Genomic DNA, 20,040 nt, shown 5'->3' on the forward strand with positions numbered 1-20,040 from the left:
ATAGGTGTGTTTTTAAGTAATTTACTTATCTTTGAATAATTTTATTGCACGCGAATTGGCAACTCGACACGACCACCGTAGTCATTGATGCTGGTGAAGACCATTTGGGAGATGTTGCCTCCCTTCAACTTAACACTGTCCTCAGAAAACGGTTTTAGCATTAAGCCTTCTTTGATTAAGTCTGTACGCTGGCCCGCATTGTTCTGATTGATAGACGTCAATGTAATATGAAAGGGCGTAGGATTTTTTACCTTAAGTTGGTTGCCTAGCACTGTCCATTGAAGTTTAGAGGGAGCAGCACTTGAATCCCCTTTAATTTCACTTGGGCGATAAAAAAACTTAATGCGTGAACGGATTGCTAATTGTAAGAAATTATCTGGCGCGTCATTTGCATTTTTTGCAGTAGGTTTGGGAGGAATATCTAAAATATTCAACCAATACAAGGTTTCTTGAGTTTGAGATAAGTTTGCAGTTCTTGGTAAAGCGGAAATTCTTAAAGTTTGGCCTTTTTGACTATCTACCCGTGAAATTGGAGGAGTAATCATAAAAGGGGCTTGAGATTGGTCTGGAGTACTTTTCGCATCACCTTCATCAATCCAAGCTTGTACAAGTGCAGGTTTGTTACCATTATTGCTCACTTGTAAAGTGATTTCACGAGCATCTGAAGGATAGATTACACGTGTGCCATGAATAATAATCTCGGCATTTGTTGCAGTAAATGGCATAAAACAAGCTAAAAGTGCAGTTTTGAAAAGGGATGACTTAAAGTGCATGATATATTCTCTCAAACAAATCTTAACAAGTGAGCTTATGCAAATAGCAGCACAAGCTCTCAGCTATACGCTATAAATTATTGATAAATAATTGTATATTGAATAGAGGTTGTTACTTTGCCTGCCGTAGAAGCATCAGTTGCATAGTATTCAGCATAGTAGTTCAAGTCTGCAGAACCTTGGTCAGCAACATCAACCCATTGAGAGTTTTCTTGAGCGCCATTTGCACCTGCAGCTTTTAATGGAATGAATAAATTATTTGAACCCAAGAGTTGAACTTGTACGTTTTTCGCACCACTAGCATCTTGGTTATTTAGGCGGCCAGTTGAGAAATCAACAGTAGCACCTGGTTCAAAATAAGTAGCTACCTTACCTTCTGAACAGTTATCGAGTTGAATGGTGAACGGAGTACGGCCAGCTACGTCACCAACTTTAGCAAGGGTTTGTCGAGAAACGGTAGGTAAAGTTACGGTGAAGTCTTTACCTTGGGGAGTAACGATGTCACATGTTTTATCTGTTACTAATCCGTTGATCGTAATTGTGCCATCTGCTGCATTTGCTGCACTCATAGCTAATATAGTTGTAGTTGCGATAACTGCGATACTTTTCATTTAAAATATTCCAAAAAAGATGTGGATAATTGTTAATAATGTACCATTTTGGTGCGCAAACTATAACAAACTAAAATATAAATGCAAACTATGTCACATTTTAATTAAAATATGTTTAATTAGTATGGTGAATTAAAATCATATAGATTGACAAAAAATTACAATAAATATCTTCTTAAATATAATAGTGACTTAGCAGTTTTTATATATTCATATAGGTCAAATATTCGTTCTTTTTATTCTTAATATTTGTCACACTTTTTTATAAAAAAATTATACATTTCTTATTGAAATAACTAAAAATTGAATTTGAAAAGATTAAAATTTAAGCGAATTCCTAGCTGTGCTTACTTAACATCGACTTTTAAGTGTGGCTGTTTACGGAGATTAGTCATGAGGAGAGTGATCTGAAGAGATGAATATCACTTGTGAAGTTGAGTTGATATCAAAAAGGAAATTGAAGTGAAATAAACATAATCTAAAAATTGATAAACGAGTTCAATTTGCACCTAGTCAAAAACTGCTTATTTATATATGGATAGTTGTTTGTTGTAAATCGAGTAGGACTCCATAACACTATAGTGGTCGTATATTCAAAATATATAATTTGTTGTATATATTTGGGTGTAAATGCAACTGTCATTTGTATAGACATTCGGAATTTTATAAGAAGGTAATCGCTTTAAATCAGCATTTCAATCCTAAAACAATTGATGCTGACACGTGTACCTACAAAAAGCTACTGAATGGCTTGGAACACCCCAATGTCTGTCCAAAAGTATAAGGCTGAATTTTACTTCTTTTTATAGGCCATTTTTAGCAGAATTGTTATTAGATATATATCAAAGGAATGATTAAGCTCATATGGGTATCGAAAATGTTCTAATTGCATTAGGCTTTTTTGCTTTTTGTGGAGGCTTAATTGATGCTGCTGTTGGTGGTGGAGGATTGGTCCAATTACCTGCACTTATACATGCACTACCACAGTATAGTTTGGCGACGGTTTTTGGAACGAATAAATTTGCTGTTCTGGCAGGAACACTGTCCTCTATTTTTACCTATATAAAAAGAATAAAAATTGTATGGGTATTAATGTTACCCACCATGATTTCTGCATTTATTTTTGCATTTTTAGGAGCCATATCTGTTTCATTTATTCCCAAAGAGATAATGAAATATATTGTTTTCTTTCTATTGGTAGTTATGGCCATTTATACCTTTATTAAGAAAGATTTAGGAAAAATTCATAGTTATATTCAATGCAGTAAAAGAGAAATTTTATTGGGTATATTCTTTGGTGCACTCATTGGGTTTTATGATGGAGTCTTTGGCCCTGGTAGTGGAAGCTTTTTACTTTTCTTATTTGTTAAATGTTTTGGATTTGATTTCTTAAATGCTTCAGCTTCCGCCAAACTGGTCAATTTAGGAACATTCAGTGCGTCTCTCTTGTTTTTTATCCCTGCTGGTCATGTTCTATGGAACATCGGTGTGATCGTGGCTGTATGTAATATCGCTGGATCTATTTTAGGTTCATTTTTGGCTTTACGTTATGGAAGTGGTTTTATTCGAATATTTTTCCTGATTTTACTGGTCTTTCTGATCGGGCGAATGGGCATGTCTATTTTTGTTTCATAAGGCCATACTTTTGAATGGTCATGTTTTAAAGTTCTAAGCGATCATCACAAAAACATGTCTGAAAATAATAAACCTAATAATACAATAAGAGCAATATATGAGTGAGCCGATAATGGGCTCCTACCTTGTATATTGGTCCATAGATGCTTTTACATATAGAGAAAGAGACTAAAAAAGATAGCAAATATAGAGTAGTTACTTCTTATGAATTTTAAAGCTTTTGAATCTCCAAATGAAGCTGAGAAAATCTGAAATCATCATCGCCGAAGCTTTTTTTATCTTTGAGCATTTATTAACGCTTTATTTCGACTTTCATTTTCTTCTAAGTTTAATACACCAGTATCATGATTGATTAAATAATAGTGTGACCTTTCAAATGAGCTCATATTTGCGGTATGTCTACGGTCTTCCTGTGTTTTGAATAAATCGTTTTCATGTTGTTGTATTGAATTTAATTCTTGCTGTTTGGCAGACTTAAAAAAATCAAATGGCTGTTGAGTCGAGTTCATCTCCGAACTTGGTTTTTCTAATGGATATAGCTGGTGTTGAGCTAAAGAAAGTGTCGATGTCGTGATTGTTGTAGTAAAAGTGATCCCATATACAGCTAAAAGCATGTTTCTTTTCATTAAGGTGATCCAATTTTTAAAGCTGCCTATTTTAAAATAAAACTACATAAATAGGGTAGTAGTTCTAAAAGGTGAAGGCAATTAAAAGCGTAGAACGCCATTATATTTTTAGTGTGATTTTTGATTATTTTGTCCACGCTGCTGATATTCAGCTTGAAACTAAACTTAGGCAAAAGGCAGTATGTATATAAGATGACAATCAGCTATAGAAATGTTTTACAAGCTTGCAAAGCTTTCTATTGATGGTCGGGAAGAACATAGTTCAATTTTGGACAAAATCAACTTGTTATGGGGTATCTAGGCTACAGGCTAATATGCTCTAGGATTTACAAAAAAGTTATGATGAGAGTCATTATAATTGATTATAGGTTGATATTTAAGCTAATTTTTTTGTGGCTTTAAGAAGCTAAATATTTGAAAAATAATAATAAAAACTTATGAATAATGGTTTTATATGGCTTTGAAAAAAGGATCATTTTTTTTATCGATAAATGTACTGGGCTATAAATATTTACATAGTAAAATATAATCATAATAATAATGATTATCACTATTTATTACTTAACCTACATTATGACTTCACAATTCCGAATAAAAGCTCTTAGCTTAGCTGTTCAATCCATCTTAATTTACGGGGGAATAACGCATTTTGCTTGGGCTGTAGAACAAGATCAAAGAGCGGATACAGCAACACTTGCGACCATTACATCTAAAGCGACAGTCAGTGATAAAACAGAGGGGACGGGAAGTTTTAAAGCAAATAAATCAAAATCTTCATCAAAACTAGATTTAAGTTTAAAAGAAACACCGCAGTCTGTGAGTGTTGTCACGCAGGAACAGATTGAACAGCGTAATCTTGTCAGCATTGATGATGTAATGGCGGCGACACCAGGTGTAACTGCAACCAAACAAGATAGTGAACGTTCAAGTTACTATGCCCGCGGTTTTTCTATTACCAACCGACAAATTGATGGTATGCCAGTAGGAGACAATAGTCCGCGTGCGGATAGTTTTTTCTTCGACCGAGTTGAGGTAATTAAAGGGGCAAGTGGTCTAACTGGATCAACAGGGAATCCATCAGCGACGATTAACATGGTGCGTAAGCGCCCAAATAGAGAATTCTCAGGCAGCGTAAGTTCAACGTATGGCAGCTGGAATAATACTCGTGTAACAGCTGATGCCTCGATTCCCTTGACCCAAGATGGCAGTGTACGTAGTAGGGTGATGGCTGCATATACAGATAAAGAATCGTATATGGATTTCTATGAGCTAAAGTCAACTGCGGCCATGGCAATTGTAGAAGCAGATTTAACGGATAATACGACGGCATCTATCGGGTTCCAATATCAAGATAATGACCCTAAAGGGTCAACATGGGGAACAGTTCCTTACTTTAATGCGGATGGTAGCCTTGCTCACTTGCCACGAAATTTTAGTTTAACGACAGACTGGAGTGCAATTAAGCATAAAGATGAAACAATTTTTGCAGATATTCAGCATCACTTTGACAGCGGTTGGATGGTAAAAGCAGCTGCCGCACATAGTACGTCGGATAATAGTTGGTTCGTTGCTTACGGTGGAAGCGGGTTCCCAGATCCTTCAACGGGTAAAGGTCTGAGTATATGGACTCAGCTATCACCTTACTCAGAGAGTAAAAAACTCAATTTAGACTTATATGCAACAGGTCCTTTTCAACTACTTGGTCGCGAACATGAGTTAATTGTAGGTTACAGTGGCTTTAAATCAGAGACTACATCGCAATCTGTAAAGCCATTTCCGAAATTGGGATATGAAGCCGACATTCCTGATTATCGTGATTGGACGGGGGATTTGCCAAAGCCAACCTATGTAAAAACAGGTGCTGGGAGTAAAACCACCACAGAGTTATTTGGTTACTATTCAACAGTACGGTTGAATTTATCCGATCCACTTAAGTTGATTTTAGGGGGGCGTTTTTATACTTATGATTATAAAAATGAGACATGGACAGCAGACTCAAATAAAGCTTTGTCAGCTAAACCACGTAGCTTTGAGCAGTTTGTTCCTTATGTGGGGGTACTTTATGATTTCAATGATAATTACACTGCTTATGCAAGCTATACGGATATGTTTACACCTTCGGGTAGAAGGGATAGAACGGGCGATTACTTAGATCCAGAAATTGGTAATAGTACAGAACTCGGAATTAAAGCTGAATTTTTTGATGCCCAATTATTAACAACGGCCGCCGTATTTTGGTCATCCGTCAAAGATCTTGCTGTTGAAGATAAGGAATATCGCGATGGTGTAGCCAATAAAACTATTCCTAAAGTAGATAATATGGATACGGCATATATGTCCTCTGGTAAAGGACTAAAAGTGAATGGCTTTGAAATTGAGGCAATTGGTAAGTTACAAGACAATTGGAATGTGAGTGCTGGTTATACCTATGTGAATAGTGTGAGTTCAGCAATATCAAACTCAACGACCACAATTCCACAAAACCAAGTTAAGTTTTTTACCAGCTATACATTGCCAAAAAATTGGTGGAATGGAGCTAATAAGCTGACTGTTGGAGGCGGAGTCAATTGGCAAAGTGAGATTTTTCAAAACTGGGGAACTGCGCCGGAGAATGCTTATAACGGTGGTACAGTGGTACAAAAATCGTATTATTTAGCAAATGCCTTTGCGAGTTATAAGTTTAGTGATGAGTTGTCTGCGAGCTTAAATATTAATAACTTGTTTGATGAAAAATACTATCTCAATGTGGGCTTCTATAATGGCGTCTATTGGGGTGAGCCAAGAAATGTAACATTTACAGTTCGCGCAAAATTTTAAATTTTATTTAGTCAAAAAAACCGCCTAAAAGGGCGGTTTTTTTTATACAAAAATGTTGCAAATTATTTACCAATCAATATAATCGCGAATAATTATCAATTATAATTATGGTCTTAATAATATGTTAAATAAAATATTTTTCAATAAGAAAGTTCTGAGTGTTGCGATTCAAAGTCTTTTAGGGGTGAGTATTCTTTCTACAACGGCTTTTGCGGATGAAGTGATCGCTGAGAAGTTAGCTACAATTACAGTGACAGCCAGTCAAACAGAGCGTGACCAAAAAAGTGCACCGGCAACGATTAGTGTCATTACCCAAGAAGATTTAGCAAAACGTCCTGTTTATGACTTAGCAGATGCTTTACAACAGAGTGCGGGGATCCATATCAATACGTCGTCTGCGTATGGTCGTAAAGAAATTAAAATTCGTGGATTAGACTCGGACTACACATTGATATTGGTCAATGGACGTCGTGTGAATTCTAGAGACGCATTAACCTCTAATTATTCAAATGACTTTGATTTGTCATCTATTCCTTTGGCTGCAGTAGATCGAATTGAAGTAGTGCGTGGCCCAATGTCTTCCATATATGGTGCAGATGCCCTCGGCGGCGTGGTTAACATTATTTTAAAGAAACCTAGCGAGCAATTAGAGACCGCATTTAACTATAGTTATGAGTTACCAAGTGAAGGAGATGATGGAGCAATTCATAAAGCAAGTGCCTACATTGGTGGTAGCCTGATTGAAAATAAACTCTTGGCAAATTTGGTACTTGAGGGTATCGATCAACAGGCTTGGCGTTTTGAACAAAGCATCTATAAAAATACGGATGCAGCGGAAAAACGTAAAGGTTTTAGCATCCTTTCAAATGTCAGTTGGCTGATTAATGATAACCAGACTTTAGATGTTGATTTAACCCATCGTTCTGATGACCGTAAAGCGGTATGGAACAACTATGGTTTGTCATTTCCAACCAATATCCAAGAAATGGACCGTACCAGTGTTGGACTGACTTATTCTGCGAATTGGAATGATATTAATAGCAGACTGCGCTATTACTATGAAAACGTGGACTTGATGGATAACTCAGAAATCATCACCAATTTGTATAAAAAGACGGGAGATATTCAGCAAACTAACCATACATTTGATGCTCAAGTGAGTGGACATATTGGAGAACAACATTTAGTGACTGGTGGAGCTGAATTCCGTAAAACAGAGTTAGAGCATAATCAAAACTTGAATGGTTCTGCGTCGGTAAATCAAACAGCATTATATCTACAAGATGAATGGAAACTTGACCGACTCTCTCTGACTTTTGCTGGACGTTTTGATGATTATGACAGCTTTGGCCGTGAGTTCAGCCCACGCTTTTATAGTGTTTATCAAGTCACGGATCAATTTAACTTTAAAGGGGGAATCGGTAAATCCTTCAAGGCTCCAAGTTTGTCACAATCAGATCCGACATATTCGGTATTGGCCTGCCGTGGAATGTGTCAGGTGATTGGAAACCCTGACTTAGAACCTGAAACTGCAACAAGTTATGAGTTTGGTGGTGTGTATGAAAATGACCAATTTTATGCAAGTTTAATGTACTTCGATAATGACATTAAAAACATGATTGTAAGCGATGGTTGGAGAGCGGGATACCGTCCTAAAGTCATGACTTATACCAATGTACATTCAGCATCAGTCAAAGGGGTAGAACTTGAAAGCCAGTATGATGTAAATGATGCTTTAGGGGTGAAATTTAATTACACTTATTCAGATGCTAAAAATAAAGATACAGACAAAGAACTAGACTATAGCCCACGTCATACAGGCAATATGGCTTTAGATTGGCGTGTGAATGATGCGTTGGGATTGAACCTGAACTATCAATATATTGGTAACCAAATGCTCTATGTACCTGCCATTTCTAAGAGTCAGAAATCAGATGATTACCATATTTTAGGCCTAAGTGGACAGTATCAATTTAATCCGAGTTTTACTATGCAAGCAGGGATTAAAAACTTAACCAATACTAAACGCGATGATGTTGCACGTTCCATTGATTACATTTTAATGGGTCGAACGGTTTTTGTTGGTTTTAATTTTAAGTATTGATTTAAACGGTTATAAATTTAAAAGCACCTTTGGGTGCTTTTAAATCTCATATTTAGCCCAACTCCAAAAATAATAGGAATGAGAATGCTGCTATACAGATATAAATAAATACCTGATACATTAGTCAGATATGCTTATCTATTTGTGACTTAAATTTATTTTTAAGCATGTATAATTTTTTTTATCGATCGAAAATTTGAAGAATAGAGAGCAAAATATTGTTCTCCATTTTAAGACCTATTTACAGCTAAAATTCTCAGCTTGCTCACTGTCTCCCTGACCGTTATAGCGTGCAATTAACGGATATGGACAAAGTGGACGAGTGCGGTTTGCCGACCAGTCGGTAGGCAATTCAGTATTCACTTGCCCACTGGCATTGCCTTCGCCGCGTGAGCCAGCAATAATTCGGTCTGGTGCCTGACCATATTCAACCCAGTTGACCAGTGCCTTGAGTGCGTCAAACTGATCGGTTGCGATGCCACCACGAGAGTGATTCATACCCGGAACACGAAAAAAACGGACAAAACTTGGAGCAGTGCCTGAGGCATTATTTTGATATTTTTGCAGTAATTTATCGTACCAGTTCTGAGTGTCATCTACAGAAAATACCCCGTCGGCCGTACCTTGCACCACAATCATTTTGCCACCACGTTGTTGTAACTGATCCAGATTTAATTCATTGGGCGGAATCATGAAAGACATCGCACTTTCTTGATAGGTTTCATTCGTTGCCGATAATTTTGCATAGTCCACGTCAAAATTAAAATTGAAGGCAAATTGTCGAGAGTTTTGCATCATACTTGGATCTGGTGGAACCTGAAAAATAATCCCAACAGCCACAGGGTCACGTGCCGTACCAACAGAGGAATCAAACTTCCAACTGGCCCAATTACTGCCCAGTAGTCCCGGGTCAAAAGGCTGTGTGGAGTACAGTGCTTCACCTGTTGCATTGACGGGGCCGCGATAAATATTTGCGAGCACGTCTAGTTGTTCTGTGCTTAAGCAACTTCCATCACGCTCAACTGTACACACAGGCACATCACGATGAATATCAAAAGCAGTCCGACAAGCTTCTACATCTTGGACTAAGCCATCATTAGCACCATCTAAACCATCACATTGATTTAAAATAGATAGCGCCAACAGTTTGCGTTCCGATAGCGTAAGGGCTGTACTCAAATCATTTTCATCCGTAGCTACACGGCGTAATTGTTGTGCGGTATAGAGTTGGGCTGCCGCAGCACGTGGTAGATGAAAACCCGGCGTACTCGCGAGTATCCCATCATACTGATCACTTAAACGTGTTGCTGCCATCATGGCATGGCGTCCACCGTTTGAGGTTCCACCTGCATAAGAACGGTCTGGCAGTTTTCCATAAGCAGCTTGAATCAGATTTTTCGCCATGGGAGTGAGTTTGGTAATCGCACCATAGCCATAGTCTATTCGAGCTTGTGGGTCTAATCCGAACAATGGATTTTGTGAAGCATTGTGTCCAGCATCAGATGAAATAACAGCAAAGCCATCATGCAGTGCATTGGTCAATGGGCCACCGCTGCCCACTTGCCCCGTTGCCGTGACAATATTGCCATCAGTTCCGCCATTGCCTTGATAAAGAAAGCGGCCATTCCAGTCCAGTGGTAAGCGCATTTCAAAACCAATTTGATAGCTTTGACCATCTACGGGACTGACTCGCGGGTACATGTAGCCTGTAATGCGGCAGTGTGCCGCAATATCTTGACCTGCAACTTTTAAGCTGCCTGCTGCTTCTAAGCTTGCAGAAGTGATACTGGTATTTGCATATTGAAACCCTTGTAAATCCGCGCATGCACCTTTTAAGTTGGTTCCGATAGCTGGAGAAAGTTTCGGAATTGTGGCCGTGGCTTGTGTCGTATTTGAGCTGTCATTATCGCCACAGGCTGAAAGACCAACACATAAGGTCAATACGCTTAACGGTATGAACCAATTTTTTTGTTTTAACTGCTTTTGCATGATTGAAGTTCCATATCAAACAATGTCGTAGGTTAGGGGGTAAGCACCATAAAATTTGCAGTACTTCTGGCAATCAGTTTCTGGTTTTGCCATGCTTCGCTTTCAATATTGAGAATGACTTTGCCTTGCTTGATAAAGCGACATTTGGTGAGTACTGTACCGACTAAGCAAGGGCGTAAAAAATCCATAGTTAAGTTAATGGTGGTGGCTGGTGTCTGCTGATTGGCCAAATAGGCAAATAACCCCATCACATCATCCAACATGGCGCAGACCATGCCGCCTTCTACACTTCCTCGAGGATTGGTAAAACTGTCGAGCGCCACGTAGCTAATTTCTAGTTCGGTCTGCTCAGCATTCCATTGAATATTGTGACCTCCCAGATGATGGTGGATGGGCGGCAGGTGTTCTAAAGTTTTCAGCGTCATTTCGAAAGATCCTTGTTTCAAATGAAGAAGATAAAAATGAATGGGTTTGCCTGATCACTGAAGCGTATAAGCATCATAAATTACAGCTTTACCTAAACGTATAGCGCTCCCTACGGCTACCGTTTGGTTCAGCCAAGCATATTTGGGTGAGCTGGTTTCAAATTGCATGGTGATTTTGAAATAGTATTTGTTCGGATCGACATCTTGACCCTCTGCAAGTTGTTGCAGTACTTGTGCTGATCCATGTCGATAACCTTTGGTTTGAAGATAAATCAGTGCGCCATCTTCAGTTTCAAGCAGGTACCGCGTATCAATAATGGCGAGGCCTTTGCTATCGACAATTTGCCAATCTGCTCCGTTATTTAAAATACGGCCTTTAAAGGCTTTGCCTACAAATGATCCTCCCGTGATAGGAATAATGCGGCGTTTGCCACTATCGCTAGTGGTTCCGAGTTCCCACACAGGAGCATTTAAATCGACACTAAATTGAGCCAGTGGTTCTAAATGAGGGGCTGGTGGATGGTATTGAGTTTCAGCATGTGTCTGGTTAAGTAAGCACAATCCAAAGAATAGGCTAAGTCGTTTTTGCATAAATTTCCCCTCAAGAAATTGAGGTTCTGATCCATGCAGAACCTCCATTTGCTTATTTAAACTTCCATGTGTAATCAATGTTAATGCGTGTTTCGTTGGATGGTTTGATGTTGGCGGTAGAGAGCATATTGTTGTCATACATGGCATAACGTGCGCGTAAGCCAAGGTTTTTGAACATACCTGTTTGCACCGTATAACCAAGGTCAAAATCAGTTTCATGTTCTTTTAAATCCGTTCCACCCAAATTTGGCGCATAAATATTGTCACCCGTAGTGTAACGGGTCATAAAGCGTAAACCTGGTACATAGTTTTTGAAGTCATATTCATAACGGAAGCTATAAACACGCTCTTTAGGATTTAAAAATTCCGCAGGCCAAGTGTCAATCAGCAGTCCCGTTTCCCCTCCAGTTAAGTAAGGAAATGCTGTGTCACCGCTATGATGAAAAGTTGCCAAAATAAACTTATGGTTTTGATGTTTGTATTCAAAATAGGCATGAATCAGATCATTTTCCACTAAACCTGCTTTGGCTTGACCTTCATCACGGCTGCGGTAGTAACGCAATTGTGAACTTAAATTATTGTTCTCATTGAATTTATGATTATAAGTAACCCCAAACATAGATTGGTCATATAAGTCTTCGACATTCATATAAAAACTGGTGAGTTTAGTATTAGGGATGAGTTGATAATGTCCCCCCAAATAATAGAGTCCATCTGTTTCTGCGCCTTTAAAGCGCCCATTTACGCCTGATATTTTAATGTTTTCGTAATTGGTTGAGTCACGATGATTGACCTTGTCGATATAAGCCGATTGAAAATCAAGGTTTTGAATATCTTTCGATTCTAAGGAAATCCCTCGATAGGTTTGTGGCAATAAACGCGCAGGCGAGGCGACCAGTACAGGGTTCATTGGTCGAAGTGTTCCGACCTTTAATTCGGTTTTACTGATTTTAGATTTACCTGTGACCCCAATTTCCCCATAACTTGAAGCAGGTTCATTGGTCACAGTATCCCGAGGTAAGTTTCCTGTTCCTGCATAATCTGCACTGGCATCCAGTTTAAAGCCAGCCGTTGCTAAAATATCTACCCCAAAGCCAACCGTTCCTTCGGTATAGCCTGAATTGGCTTTTAGAATAAAGCCTTGCGTCCAATCTTTGGCGGCAGGGTATTTAGACTGTTCTTGATAATCACGATCAAAATAAAAATTTCGCGTGGTTAAATCAACTGTGCTGTTATCAATAAAGCTACCTGCAAATACTGAACTGGAGAGCATAAGGGTAGAGTACATCCATAATTTAGACTGCATTGCATTTCTTCCTGAAATATCATTGTTGTTTTACATTCAGACCTCAAACCGAGGTCTGTTCTTCATTTCTTGTTTAAACGAATTATTTTCCAAGCATTTCCCGCGCGACAATTTCTTTCATAATTTCATTGGTGCCACCGTAAATTTTTTGCACACGTGCATCGACAAAAAAGCGCGAAATCGGATATTCCTGCATATAGCCATAGCCACCAAACAGTTGCAGTAATTGATCAATCACATCGCATTGGGTATCGGTAATAAAGCATTTCAAAGCAGCAACATGGCTGACGCTTAAAGCATCTCGACTGTATTGTTCTGCACATTGGTCGACAAAAGCCTGAGCCGCTTTGGCCTTAATTTGTGTGTTGGCTAATACAAAACGCGTGTTCTGCATGTGGCTTAAAGGCTGACCAAAGGCTTTACGTTGCTGGACATAATCACTTGTGATTTCAATAGCGCCTAAAATCGAACCCAAAGCCATCATAGAAATACTTAAGCGTTCACGAGGTAACTCCTGCATCAGGTAGGAAAAACCTTGACCTTCTTCGCCCAGTCTTTGGTTCTTAGGCACTTTGACCTGATCGAAAAATAACTCAGCGGTGTCTTGGGCATGGAGTCCAATTTTTTTCAAAGATCTGCCTTTTTCAACGCCATTTAAGCTAGCATCGACCAGTAACAAAGAAATGCCTTTTGCTCGTGCTTCAGGATTGGTTTTTGCTACCAATACAATCAGGTCAGCATGTATCCCATTGGAAATAAAGGTTTTTGACCCATCCACAAGATAATGATCTTGATTCAGAATGGCTTGGGTGCGAATGGCTTGTAAGTCCGATCCTGCATTGGCTTCGGTCATGGCAATGGCTGTTACGACTTCACCTGTGACCATTTTAGGCAGCCAATATTGCTTTTGTTCTTCACTGCCTAAGTTTTGAATATATGGAGAAACCAGTTCATTTTGTCCACCGATTGCAACAGCTAAGGAGGTAAAACCTGCTTGCGCAGTTTCCTGTACCAGCATCAGAGAATAGTGTACAGGAGCACCATAACCACCATATTCTTCAGGCACATCAACACATAAAAAGCCGTTTTCACCTAACTGGTTCCATAATTGTCTTGGAATAAGTCCGTCTTGTTCCCACTGTTCATAGTGCGGAGCGACATATTCTTTTAGAAAGCGGCGATAATTATCTCGAAACAGTTCAAATTCAGTATCTTGCTGCATACTCAACCTTTTTTTTGGCAAAAGTAAGGGTAAAGCCCAAAATAAATTGAGCTTTTTTACTGTTATTTCAGTAGGTTAGTTGTTTAGGGTTGGAATTCGAATAATCAGTGAATTCTCAGTTTGTTTTTGATACAACTCTTCAATTTTCTCGGCACGGCGTTTAATGATATTGCCTTGATTGAGATTGCCTTTATCCGTGACTTCACCTGCATCGAGCTGCGGTGGTTCAGTCATCAAATAAAGCATCGAGGCACGATTTGAACTGCCCGTTGCATCTTTATTAAAGGTCATCAGAAATTGGCGGAACCAAAGCTGTACTTTAGGATGTTTCAATATCTGTTCGACTGAGTTTTCTGCTAGTGAGAGTGCAGCGTACTCGGCACAGGCATCTAATTTAGGGAAAATCAAAAAGCCTATGGCATTTAGATTTGAACCAGTAATACACACATCTTGAATCAGCCGGTTGCCTTGAATCAAAACCTTATTGCGGATGGTTCCGACATTTACAAACGTACCCGTATTGAGTTTAAAGTCTTCTGCAATACGGCCATCGTACATTAAGCCCTGAGTTGGATCATTGACATCGACCAAGCGAACCGCATCTCCAGTATGGAAAAAGCCTTCCTCATCAAAAACGATGCTTTGTTGGTTTGCATTTAAGCGCCAATAACCTTTCATGACATGTTTGCCACGAACACAGAATTCAAGTTTGTCACCATGGGGAACCAATTTAATCTCGCAGCCTGGTGCTGGGTAACCAATAAAGCCTGCCATAACGCGTGGGCCTGTGGTAAACGCACAAGATGGCGCGGTTTCCGTCATGCCAAGCCCACTCATAATGCGAATTTTTTCACCACAATGTTGTTGTGCAATTCGGTCTAGTCGGTTCCAGCCTGCTTCGGATAACGCAGCACCGGCAAAAAACAGAATTTTTACTTTGGCAAAGAAGCGATCACGCAGTTCAGCATCTTTTTCTAGTGCATCGGTGAGTTCTTCCCAACCTTTGGGTACATTTAAATAAACTGTGGGTGAAATTTCTTTTAAGTTTCGAATCGTCTCATCGAACTTGCCTGCAACAGGTTTACCATCATCGATATAGATGGTGCCGCCGTTATATAGGGCGATACCGACATTGTGGCTACCGCCAAAGGTATGATGCCAAGACAACCAATCCAATAATACAGGCGGCGTTTCTTCAAACTCTGGGAAAGTTTGTAATAACATTTGCTGATTTACACTTAACATCAAATGCGTGGTTGGGACAGCTTTCGGCAGTTTAGTCGAACCAGAAGTAAACAAAAATTTGGCAATTTGATGTTCATCTAAACTTTGATAATGCTCTTGCACATGAGTGACAGGCGTATCTAACAGTGACTGAAATGACGTGCAACTGTGCTCACCCAGAATCCCTTTATTGGTGACAATTTCAACCTCTGCTTGGGCACAATTTTGAATGGCTTTGGCGAAGGCTTGACCATCATTGGCATAGACCATGCCCGGAGTAAGCACATCGAAAACATGTTTGAGTTTACCAAAATCTTGTGAAATCAGTGAGTAAGCAGGGGATATAGCAGAAAATGGAACACCTGCCAACATTGCAGCCATCGACAGCGTTAAATGCTCAAGATCATTGCCCGATAAAATAAGTAAAGGACGCTGCTCGCTCAAATTGCGATTATGTAAGGCTTGGGCAATATGCCATGCACGTTGTAAGGTGTCAGCATAACTCAGTTTGACCCACTCACCTTGAGTATTTCGTTTTGCAGCAAAAATATGCTCTGGTTTAGTTTGCGCAAAATGAATTAGGCGATCCGTCAGTTTTTGTGGGTAATTTTTAAGTTGTTCTTTGGGATGAAGATACAAGACCTGATCTCGATAAACATAATCGACATCATGGCTCCCCAGTTTTACAAAGCGTTCGCGATCTTGTGATTGAGTGGCATTCATTTGCATTGGTTTCACTCCATGGAAAGCGCATCACTGCGCTTTATATTTTTGCTTCATGCATTTTTATTGAATATTAAGGTCAGATCCAATTGTTAAATTGTATAATGACGCGGCTGTGTTTGTATGGTGATCCAACGCAATTCTGTAAATTCGGCAATCGAAGCCTTACTGCCAAAGCGCCCGTAGCCACTGGCTTTGGTTCCACCAAAAGGCATTTGTGCTTCATCGTGCACTGTTGCACCATTAATATGGCAAATGCCTGAGTCAATTTGTTTCGCAACATCCAGTGCTTGTGCAATATTTTGACTAAACACAGCAGCAGATAAACCAAACTCACTGTCATTGGCAAGGGCAATGCCTTCTTCAACACTGCTAAAACGTTGTACCGTGCAAACAGGGCCAAAAGATTCTTCTCGATACAGCAGCATTTCGGGTTGAATATTTAAAACCAAAGTTGGTTGCATAACAGTGTCTTGTATATGAATGCCAAGCGGTAAATTTGCCCCTTTACTTTGCCCATCCTCAAGTAAATGTCGAATGCGATTTGCTGCACGTTGGCTTTCCAATACGCCTAGTGCATTCCCTTTAAATGTTGGATTTCCTGCATGAATGGTATGAGTCTTTTCAATCAGTTTTTCAATAAATTGATCCGCAATCCCATCTTGAACGAGTACGCGTTCGGTAGACATACAGATTTGCCCTTGGTTGAAGTACGCACCAAATGCAACCGCATTGACAGCTTCATCAACATCAGCTTCATTCAACACTACCACAGGCGCTTTTCCACCAAGTTCGAGTAGAACAGGTTTTAAGTATTTGGCCGCGGTTTCTGCAATAATTTTTACGACTTTGGTGGATCCAGTAAAGTTAATTCGCTTTACTGCAGGGTGAGAAATTAAGCGCTCCACAATTTGCGGTGCATCTTCTGCAGCATGAGTAATGACATTTACCACACCATCGCCAAGTCCTGCTTCATACAACACTTGACCAATTAAACGCTGTGTTGCAGGGCAAGCTTCGGATGCTTTGAGTACCACAGTATTACCGCAGGCAAGTGGCATCGCTAACGCACGGGTCGGTAAAATCACTGGTGCATTCCACGGGGCTATACCAACCACAACCCCACATGGAACACGAATTCCCATCGCCATATTTCCGGGCACATCGGATGGAATAAGGCTGCCATCCATTTGCGTGGTCATGGCTGCTGCTTCACGCAACATGTTGGCAGCAAGGTGGACATTGAACCCATACCATGTCGCAGTTGATCCTGTTTCACGCATCCCAATTTGAATAAATTGATCCGTTCTCGCATCCATCAAATCCGCTGCTTTGAGTAAGCGTAAGCGGCGTTCAGTCGGGGAAAGTTTCGACCAAACAGGAAAAGCCTTTGCCGCAGACTCTATAGCTAAATCGACATCTGCCAAAGTTGCCGCCGCTGCAATACTTGCGACTTGACCATCAATCGGACTAATTCGTTCAAACGTCGCTTGATTCGATGCATCGACAGATTGCCCGTGAATCAGCAATTGCACCTTATGAATGTTTGATGTGTCTACAGATTCATCTTGTTTTAACTGTACATTGTGCATGGGTTGTATCCTTACTTAACCATTTAAAAACCAGAAATTAGCCAGTACGCTTGTAGCTTTGTAAACCCGGTTTAATAGATTTTTCATCTAGAAATTGTTTCAGACCTTCTTGGCGTCCGCCTTCGGTATCACGGTGGTTACATTGGTCTAACTTGGCATATAAATAATCTTCATTTTGATCCCAAGTGAGTTCACGACAGCGTTTAAAGCCATTTTTAGCGGTACGTAATACCACTGGGTTTTTCTCTAGCAAAATATTGGCAAGTTCAGCGACTTCGGCTTTAAGTTGAGCCAAAGGTACACTTTTATTGACCAAGCCCATATTTTCAGCTTCTTTTCCACTAAAAGTCTTGCCCGTCATAATGTAATACAGCGAGGTACGGTGTCCAACGGTATCTGCCATTGCTTTACTGACCAAGTTACCTGGTGGAATTCCCCAGTTAATTTCAGACAAACCAAACGTCGCTTCATCCGCTGCAATGGCAAGATCACAAGCCACTAAAGGAGAAAAGCCACCACCGAAACACCATCCATTAACCATGGCGATGGTTGGTTTTGAATACATACGTAATAGCTGCCACTGCCAACGGCAAGAATCACGACGGATACGTTCTTGCACAATTTCTGGTTGACTATCGACTTCACGGAAATATTCTTTCAAATCCATGCCTGCTGTCCAAGAGTCCCCAGATCCTGTTAATACCAGCACACGAGCATCTTGATCGAGTTCTAAGGTTTCGAGGACATCAATCATTTCACGATTCAATGTTGGACTCATGGCATTTTTCTTTTCTGGGCGGTTTAAAATAACCCATGCAATACCATTTTCAATTTGTACATCAACAGTTTCCCAACGGTTTTCATATGTCATGTGCTTGCTCCTTGAATGACAGTTTGTTTGTTCTTTACTTAACTTAATATCAGTTAAACTTACATTCAAGTGTTTTTTAAATTATTTTGCTTAAATTTTTTATATTATTGAAAAATATAACTAAAATCATTTTTATAAAAAATATATGAATTTTGGTATTGATTTTTAAATCAGTCTAACTGATATTTTATAAGTGTTCGATGAACAGCACAAAACAACAAGATGTCATGGAAATATCAAAAGAAGGATTTAGTTATGGATAAAGTGCATCATCCCTCGGGAAGGGCCAAACTCACTTTGCTATTATGTTTTGCAATCGCAATTTTTGAAGGTTTCGATCTTCAATCTATGGGGGTTGCCGCCCCACGTATGCGTGCAGAATTTATGTTGGATAATGCCCACATGGCTTGGGCCTTTAGTGCCGCGATTATCGGAACCTTACCAGGTGCGATTATCGGTGGACGGCTTTCAGATATTATCGGTCGTAAAAAAGTATTAATTTTCAGTATCTTGCTATTTGGAGTAATGTCATTAGTGACTGCCTTTGCAGCAAATTATGAACTACTTTTAGTGATTCGCTTTTTGACTGGACTCGGTATGGGTGGCGCCTTACCTATGATGATTACCTTGGCATCCGAGGCGGTATCATCTGACCGTAAAGGCACAGCAGTGAGTATTATGTACAGTGGTATTCCATGTGGTGGATTACTCACCTCTGTAGTTGCGATGCTTTTGGCTGGCGATGCAGAGTGGCGTCATATATTCTATGTGGGCGGGATTGCCCCAATTTTATTAATTCCATTGCTGATGAAATTCTTACCTGAATCAACGGATTATCTAGACCGTAAAACCCAATCGGCAACGCCTTTTTTTGAAGTGCTCTTTGCTAAAGAAAGAAGAATGTCGACTATTCAAATTTGGATTAGTTTCTTCTGTACGTTGGTGGTGTTGTATTTCTTGCTAAATTGGCTGCCGCTATTGATGGGGGCGCAAGGTCTGACCAAGCTGCAAGCCAATTATGTGCAAATGGGTTATAACGTTGGTGGTATTTTTGGCTCAATTTTGATGGGCATGATGCTAGACAAAATGCGCATGAGTTTCGTGATTAAATTTATTTATCTCGGCATTTTGGTGTCTTTGTGTTGTCTGTCTTTTTCTCCAACCGTGGCAGTGCTGGCACTCTCTGCAGTGGGTTGTGGGTTATTTATTGTGGGTGGACAATCTGCATTATATGGGCTTGCTGCCATTTATTATCCAGCCGAAATGCGAGGCACAGGTGTTGGGGCAGCAGTTGCTGTTGGTCGTATTGGGTCTTTTGCTGGTCCATTGCTTGCCGGTTTTTTACTGTCACTGGGACAAAGTGCCACGATCGTGATTGGTTCAAGTATTCCTGTGATTCTGATCGCAGCAATTTCTGCCTTGATGCTTGTCAGAAAGCCTAAACAGCCTGTACAGTTAATACAAAGTACGACAGCTCGTTAAATACAAAGAAGTATGAGAGGTGACTCTCATACTTCTTTTTTAGTTTTAG

At 39.8% G+C, this 20,040-nt stretch carries 15 protein-coding genes; 4 read left to right on the top strand and 11 right to left on the bottom strand.

Going from position 1 to position 20,040, the window contains the following annotated elements:
- Window positions 1–41: 41 nt before the first annotated feature.
- Both WH214_RS12060 and WH214_RS12065 read right to left on the bottom strand, forming a co-directional pair.
- Window positions 42–773, bottom strand: a complete 732-nt coding sequence (locus tag WH214_RS12060) for a fimbrial biogenesis chaperone (RefSeq protein ID WP_445206365.1) — start codon at window positions 771–773, stop codon at window positions 42–44.
- A 77-nt stretch (window positions 774–850) separates the two neighbouring features.
- Window positions 851–1,384: a fimbrial protein gene (locus WH214_RS12065; RefSeq protein ID WP_218287622.1), complete on the bottom strand. Its 534-nt coding sequence runs from the start codon at window positions 1,382–1,384 to the stop codon at window positions 851–853.
- An 864-nt stretch (window positions 1,385–2,248) separates the two neighbouring features.
- Between WH214_RS12065 and WH214_RS12070 the strand changes: the two genes are divergently transcribed.
- Window positions 2,249–3,019: a sulfite exporter TauE/SafE family protein gene (locus WH214_RS12070; protein WP_339420811.1), complete on the top strand. Its 771-nt coding sequence runs from the start codon at window positions 2,249–2,251 to the stop codon at window positions 3,017–3,019.
- Window positions 3,020–3,294: 275 nt separating this feature from the next.
- Here the strand turns inward: WH214_RS12070 and WH214_RS12075 are convergent, their stop codons facing one another.
- On the bottom strand, window positions 3,295–3,645 hold the full coding sequence (locus tag WH214_RS12075; protein ID WP_339420809.1) for a hypothetical protein: 351 nt from the start codon (window positions 3,643–3,645) through the stop codon (window positions 3,295–3,297).
- Between the two features lie 573 nt (window positions 3,646–4,218).
- Between WH214_RS12075 and WH214_RS12080 the strand changes: the two genes are divergently transcribed.
- Both WH214_RS12080 and WH214_RS12085 read left to right on the top strand, forming a co-directional pair.
- The gene (locus WH214_RS12080; RefSeq protein ID WP_339993446.1) at window positions 4,219–6,462 is read left to right on the top strand and encodes a TonB-dependent siderophore receptor; all 2,244 of its coding nucleotides are present in this window, start codon (window positions 4,219–4,221) and stop codon (window positions 6,460–6,462) included.
- 121 nt (window positions 6,463–6,583) lie between these two features.
- Window positions 6,584–8,566 carry a TonB-dependent receptor plug domain-containing protein gene (locus WH214_RS12085; RefSeq protein ID WP_339420807.1) on the top strand — a complete coding sequence of 661 codons (1,983 nt, stop codon included), beginning with the start codon at window positions 6,584–6,586 and terminating at the stop codon, window positions 8,564–8,566.
- Window positions 8,567–8,803: 237 nt separating this feature from the next.
- Here the strand turns inward: WH214_RS12085 and WH214_RS12090 are convergent, their stop codons facing one another.
- The 8 genes from WH214_RS12090 to WH214_RS12125 form a co-directional block, all read right to left on the bottom strand.
- Window positions 8,804–10,555, bottom strand: coding sequence for a tannase/feruloyl esterase family alpha/beta hydrolase (locus tag WH214_RS12090; RefSeq protein WP_339400776.1), 1,752 nt, complete (start codon window positions 10,553–10,555; stop codon window positions 8,804–8,806).
- Between the two features lie 32 nt (window positions 10,556–10,587).
- The gene (locus tag WH214_RS12095; protein WP_339400775.1) at window positions 10,588–10,980 is read right to left on the bottom strand and encodes a PaaI family thioesterase; all 393 of its coding nucleotides are present in this window, start codon (window positions 10,978–10,980) and stop codon (window positions 10,588–10,590) included.
- Window positions 10,981–11,034: 54 nt separating this feature from the next.
- Complete coding sequence (locus WH214_RS12100; RefSeq protein ID WP_339400774.1) at window positions 11,035–11,571, bottom strand: DUF3237 domain-containing protein; 537 nt, start codon at window positions 11,569–11,571, stop codon at window positions 11,035–11,037.
- Between the two features lie 52 nt (window positions 11,572–11,623).
- On the bottom strand, window positions 11,624–12,877 hold the full coding sequence (locus WH214_RS12105) for an OprD family porin (protein ID WP_339400773.1): 1,254 nt from the start codon (window positions 12,875–12,877) through the stop codon (window positions 11,624–11,626).
- An 82-nt stretch (window positions 12,878–12,959) separates the two neighbouring features.
- Window positions 12,960–14,099 (bottom strand): acyl-CoA dehydrogenase family protein, encoded by a 1,140-nt coding sequence (locus WH214_RS12110; RefSeq protein ID WP_339400772.1) that lies wholly within the window; start codon window positions 14,097–14,099, stop codon window positions 12,960–12,962.
- A gap of 75 nt (window positions 14,100–14,174) precedes the next feature.
- Window positions 14,175–16,061 carry a feruloyl-CoA synthase gene (locus WH214_RS12115; RefSeq protein WP_339420805.1) on the bottom strand — a complete coding sequence of 629 codons (1,887 nt, stop codon included), beginning with the start codon at window positions 16,059–16,061 and terminating at the stop codon, window positions 14,175–14,177.
- A 77-nt stretch (window positions 16,062–16,138) separates the two neighbouring features.
- Window positions 16,139–17,590, bottom strand: a complete 1,452-nt coding sequence (locus WH214_RS12120; protein WP_339993448.1) for an aldehyde dehydrogenase — start codon at window positions 17,588–17,590, stop codon at window positions 16,139–16,141.
- An 85-nt stretch (window positions 17,591–17,675) separates the two neighbouring features.
- Window positions 17,676–18,509: a p-hydroxycinnamoyl CoA hydratase/lyase gene (locus tag WH214_RS12125; protein WP_339420803.1), complete on the bottom strand. Its 834-nt coding sequence runs from the start codon at window positions 18,507–18,509 to the stop codon at window positions 17,676–17,678.
- Window positions 18,510–18,764: 255 nt separating this feature from the next.
- On the opposite strand from WH214_RS12125, the gene mhpT reads away from it, so the two are divergent.
- On the top strand, window positions 18,765–19,991 hold the full coding sequence (gene mhpT, locus WH214_RS12130) for a 3-(3-hydroxy-phenyl)propionate transporter MhpT (protein ID WP_339400770.1): 1,227 nt from the start codon (window positions 18,765–18,767) through the stop codon (window positions 19,989–19,991).
- The last annotated feature ends 49 nt before the right edge of the window (window positions 19,992–20,040 follow it).

This window comes from Acinetobacter sp. MYb191 (assembly GCF_037572605.1).
Taxonomy (GTDB): domain Bacteria; phylum Pseudomonadota; class Gammaproteobacteria; order Pseudomonadales; family Moraxellaceae; genus Acinetobacter; species Acinetobacter johnsonii.

What these genes read in the sequence shown, in the direction of transcription:
- WH214_RS12090 (WP_339400776.1), bottom strand. Translation starts at nt 10,555, where the DNA reads ATGCAAAAGCAGTTAAAACAAAAAAATTGGTTCATACCGTTAAGCGTA.
- WH214_RS12125 (WP_339420803.1), bottom strand. Translation starts at nt 18,509, where the DNA reads ATGACATATGAAAACCGTTGGGAAACTGTTGATGTACAAATTGAAAAT.
- WH214_RS12110 (WP_339400772.1), bottom strand. Translation starts at nt 14,099, where the DNA reads ATGCAGCAAGATACTGAATTTGAACTGTTTCGAGATAATTATCGCCGC.
- WH214_RS12075 (WP_339420809.1), bottom strand. Translation starts at nt 3,645, where the DNA reads ATGAAAAGAAACATGCTTTTAGCTGTATATGGGATCACTTTTACTACA.
- WH214_RS12105 (WP_339400773.1), bottom strand. Translation starts at nt 12,877, where the DNA reads ATGCAGTCTAAATTATGGATGTACTCTACCCTTATGCTCTCCAGTTCA.
- WH214_RS12080 (WP_339993446.1), top strand. Translation starts at nt 4,219, where the DNA reads ATGACTTCACAATTCCGAATAAAAGCTCTTAGCTTAGCTGTTCAATCC.
- WH214_RS12070 (WP_339420811.1), top strand. Translation starts at nt 2,249, where the DNA reads ATGGGTATCGAAAATGTTCTAATTGCATTAGGCTTTTTTGCTTTTTGT.
- mhpT (WP_339400770.1), top strand. Translation starts at nt 18,765, where the DNA reads ATGGATAAAGTGCATCATCCCTCGGGAAGGGCCAAACTCACTTTGCTA.
- WH214_RS12100 (WP_339400774.1), bottom strand. Translation starts at nt 11,571, where the DNA reads ATGCAAAAACGACTTAGCCTATTCTTTGGATTGTGCTTACTTAACCAG.
- WH214_RS12065 (WP_218287622.1), bottom strand. Translation starts at nt 1,384, where the DNA reads ATGAAAAGTATCGCAGTTATCGCAACTACAACTATATTAGCTATGAGT.
- WH214_RS12095 (WP_339400775.1), bottom strand. Translation starts at nt 10,980, where the DNA reads ATGACGCTGAAAACTTTAGAACACCTGCCGCCCATCCACCATCATCTG.
- WH214_RS12085 (WP_339420807.1), top strand. Translation starts at nt 6,584, where the DNA reads ATGTTAAATAAAATATTTTTCAATAAGAAAGTTCTGAGTGTTGCGATT.
- WH214_RS12060 (WP_445206365.1), bottom strand. Translation starts at nt 773, where the DNA reads ATGCACTTTAAGTCATCCCTTTTCAAAACTGCACTTTTAGCTTGTTTT.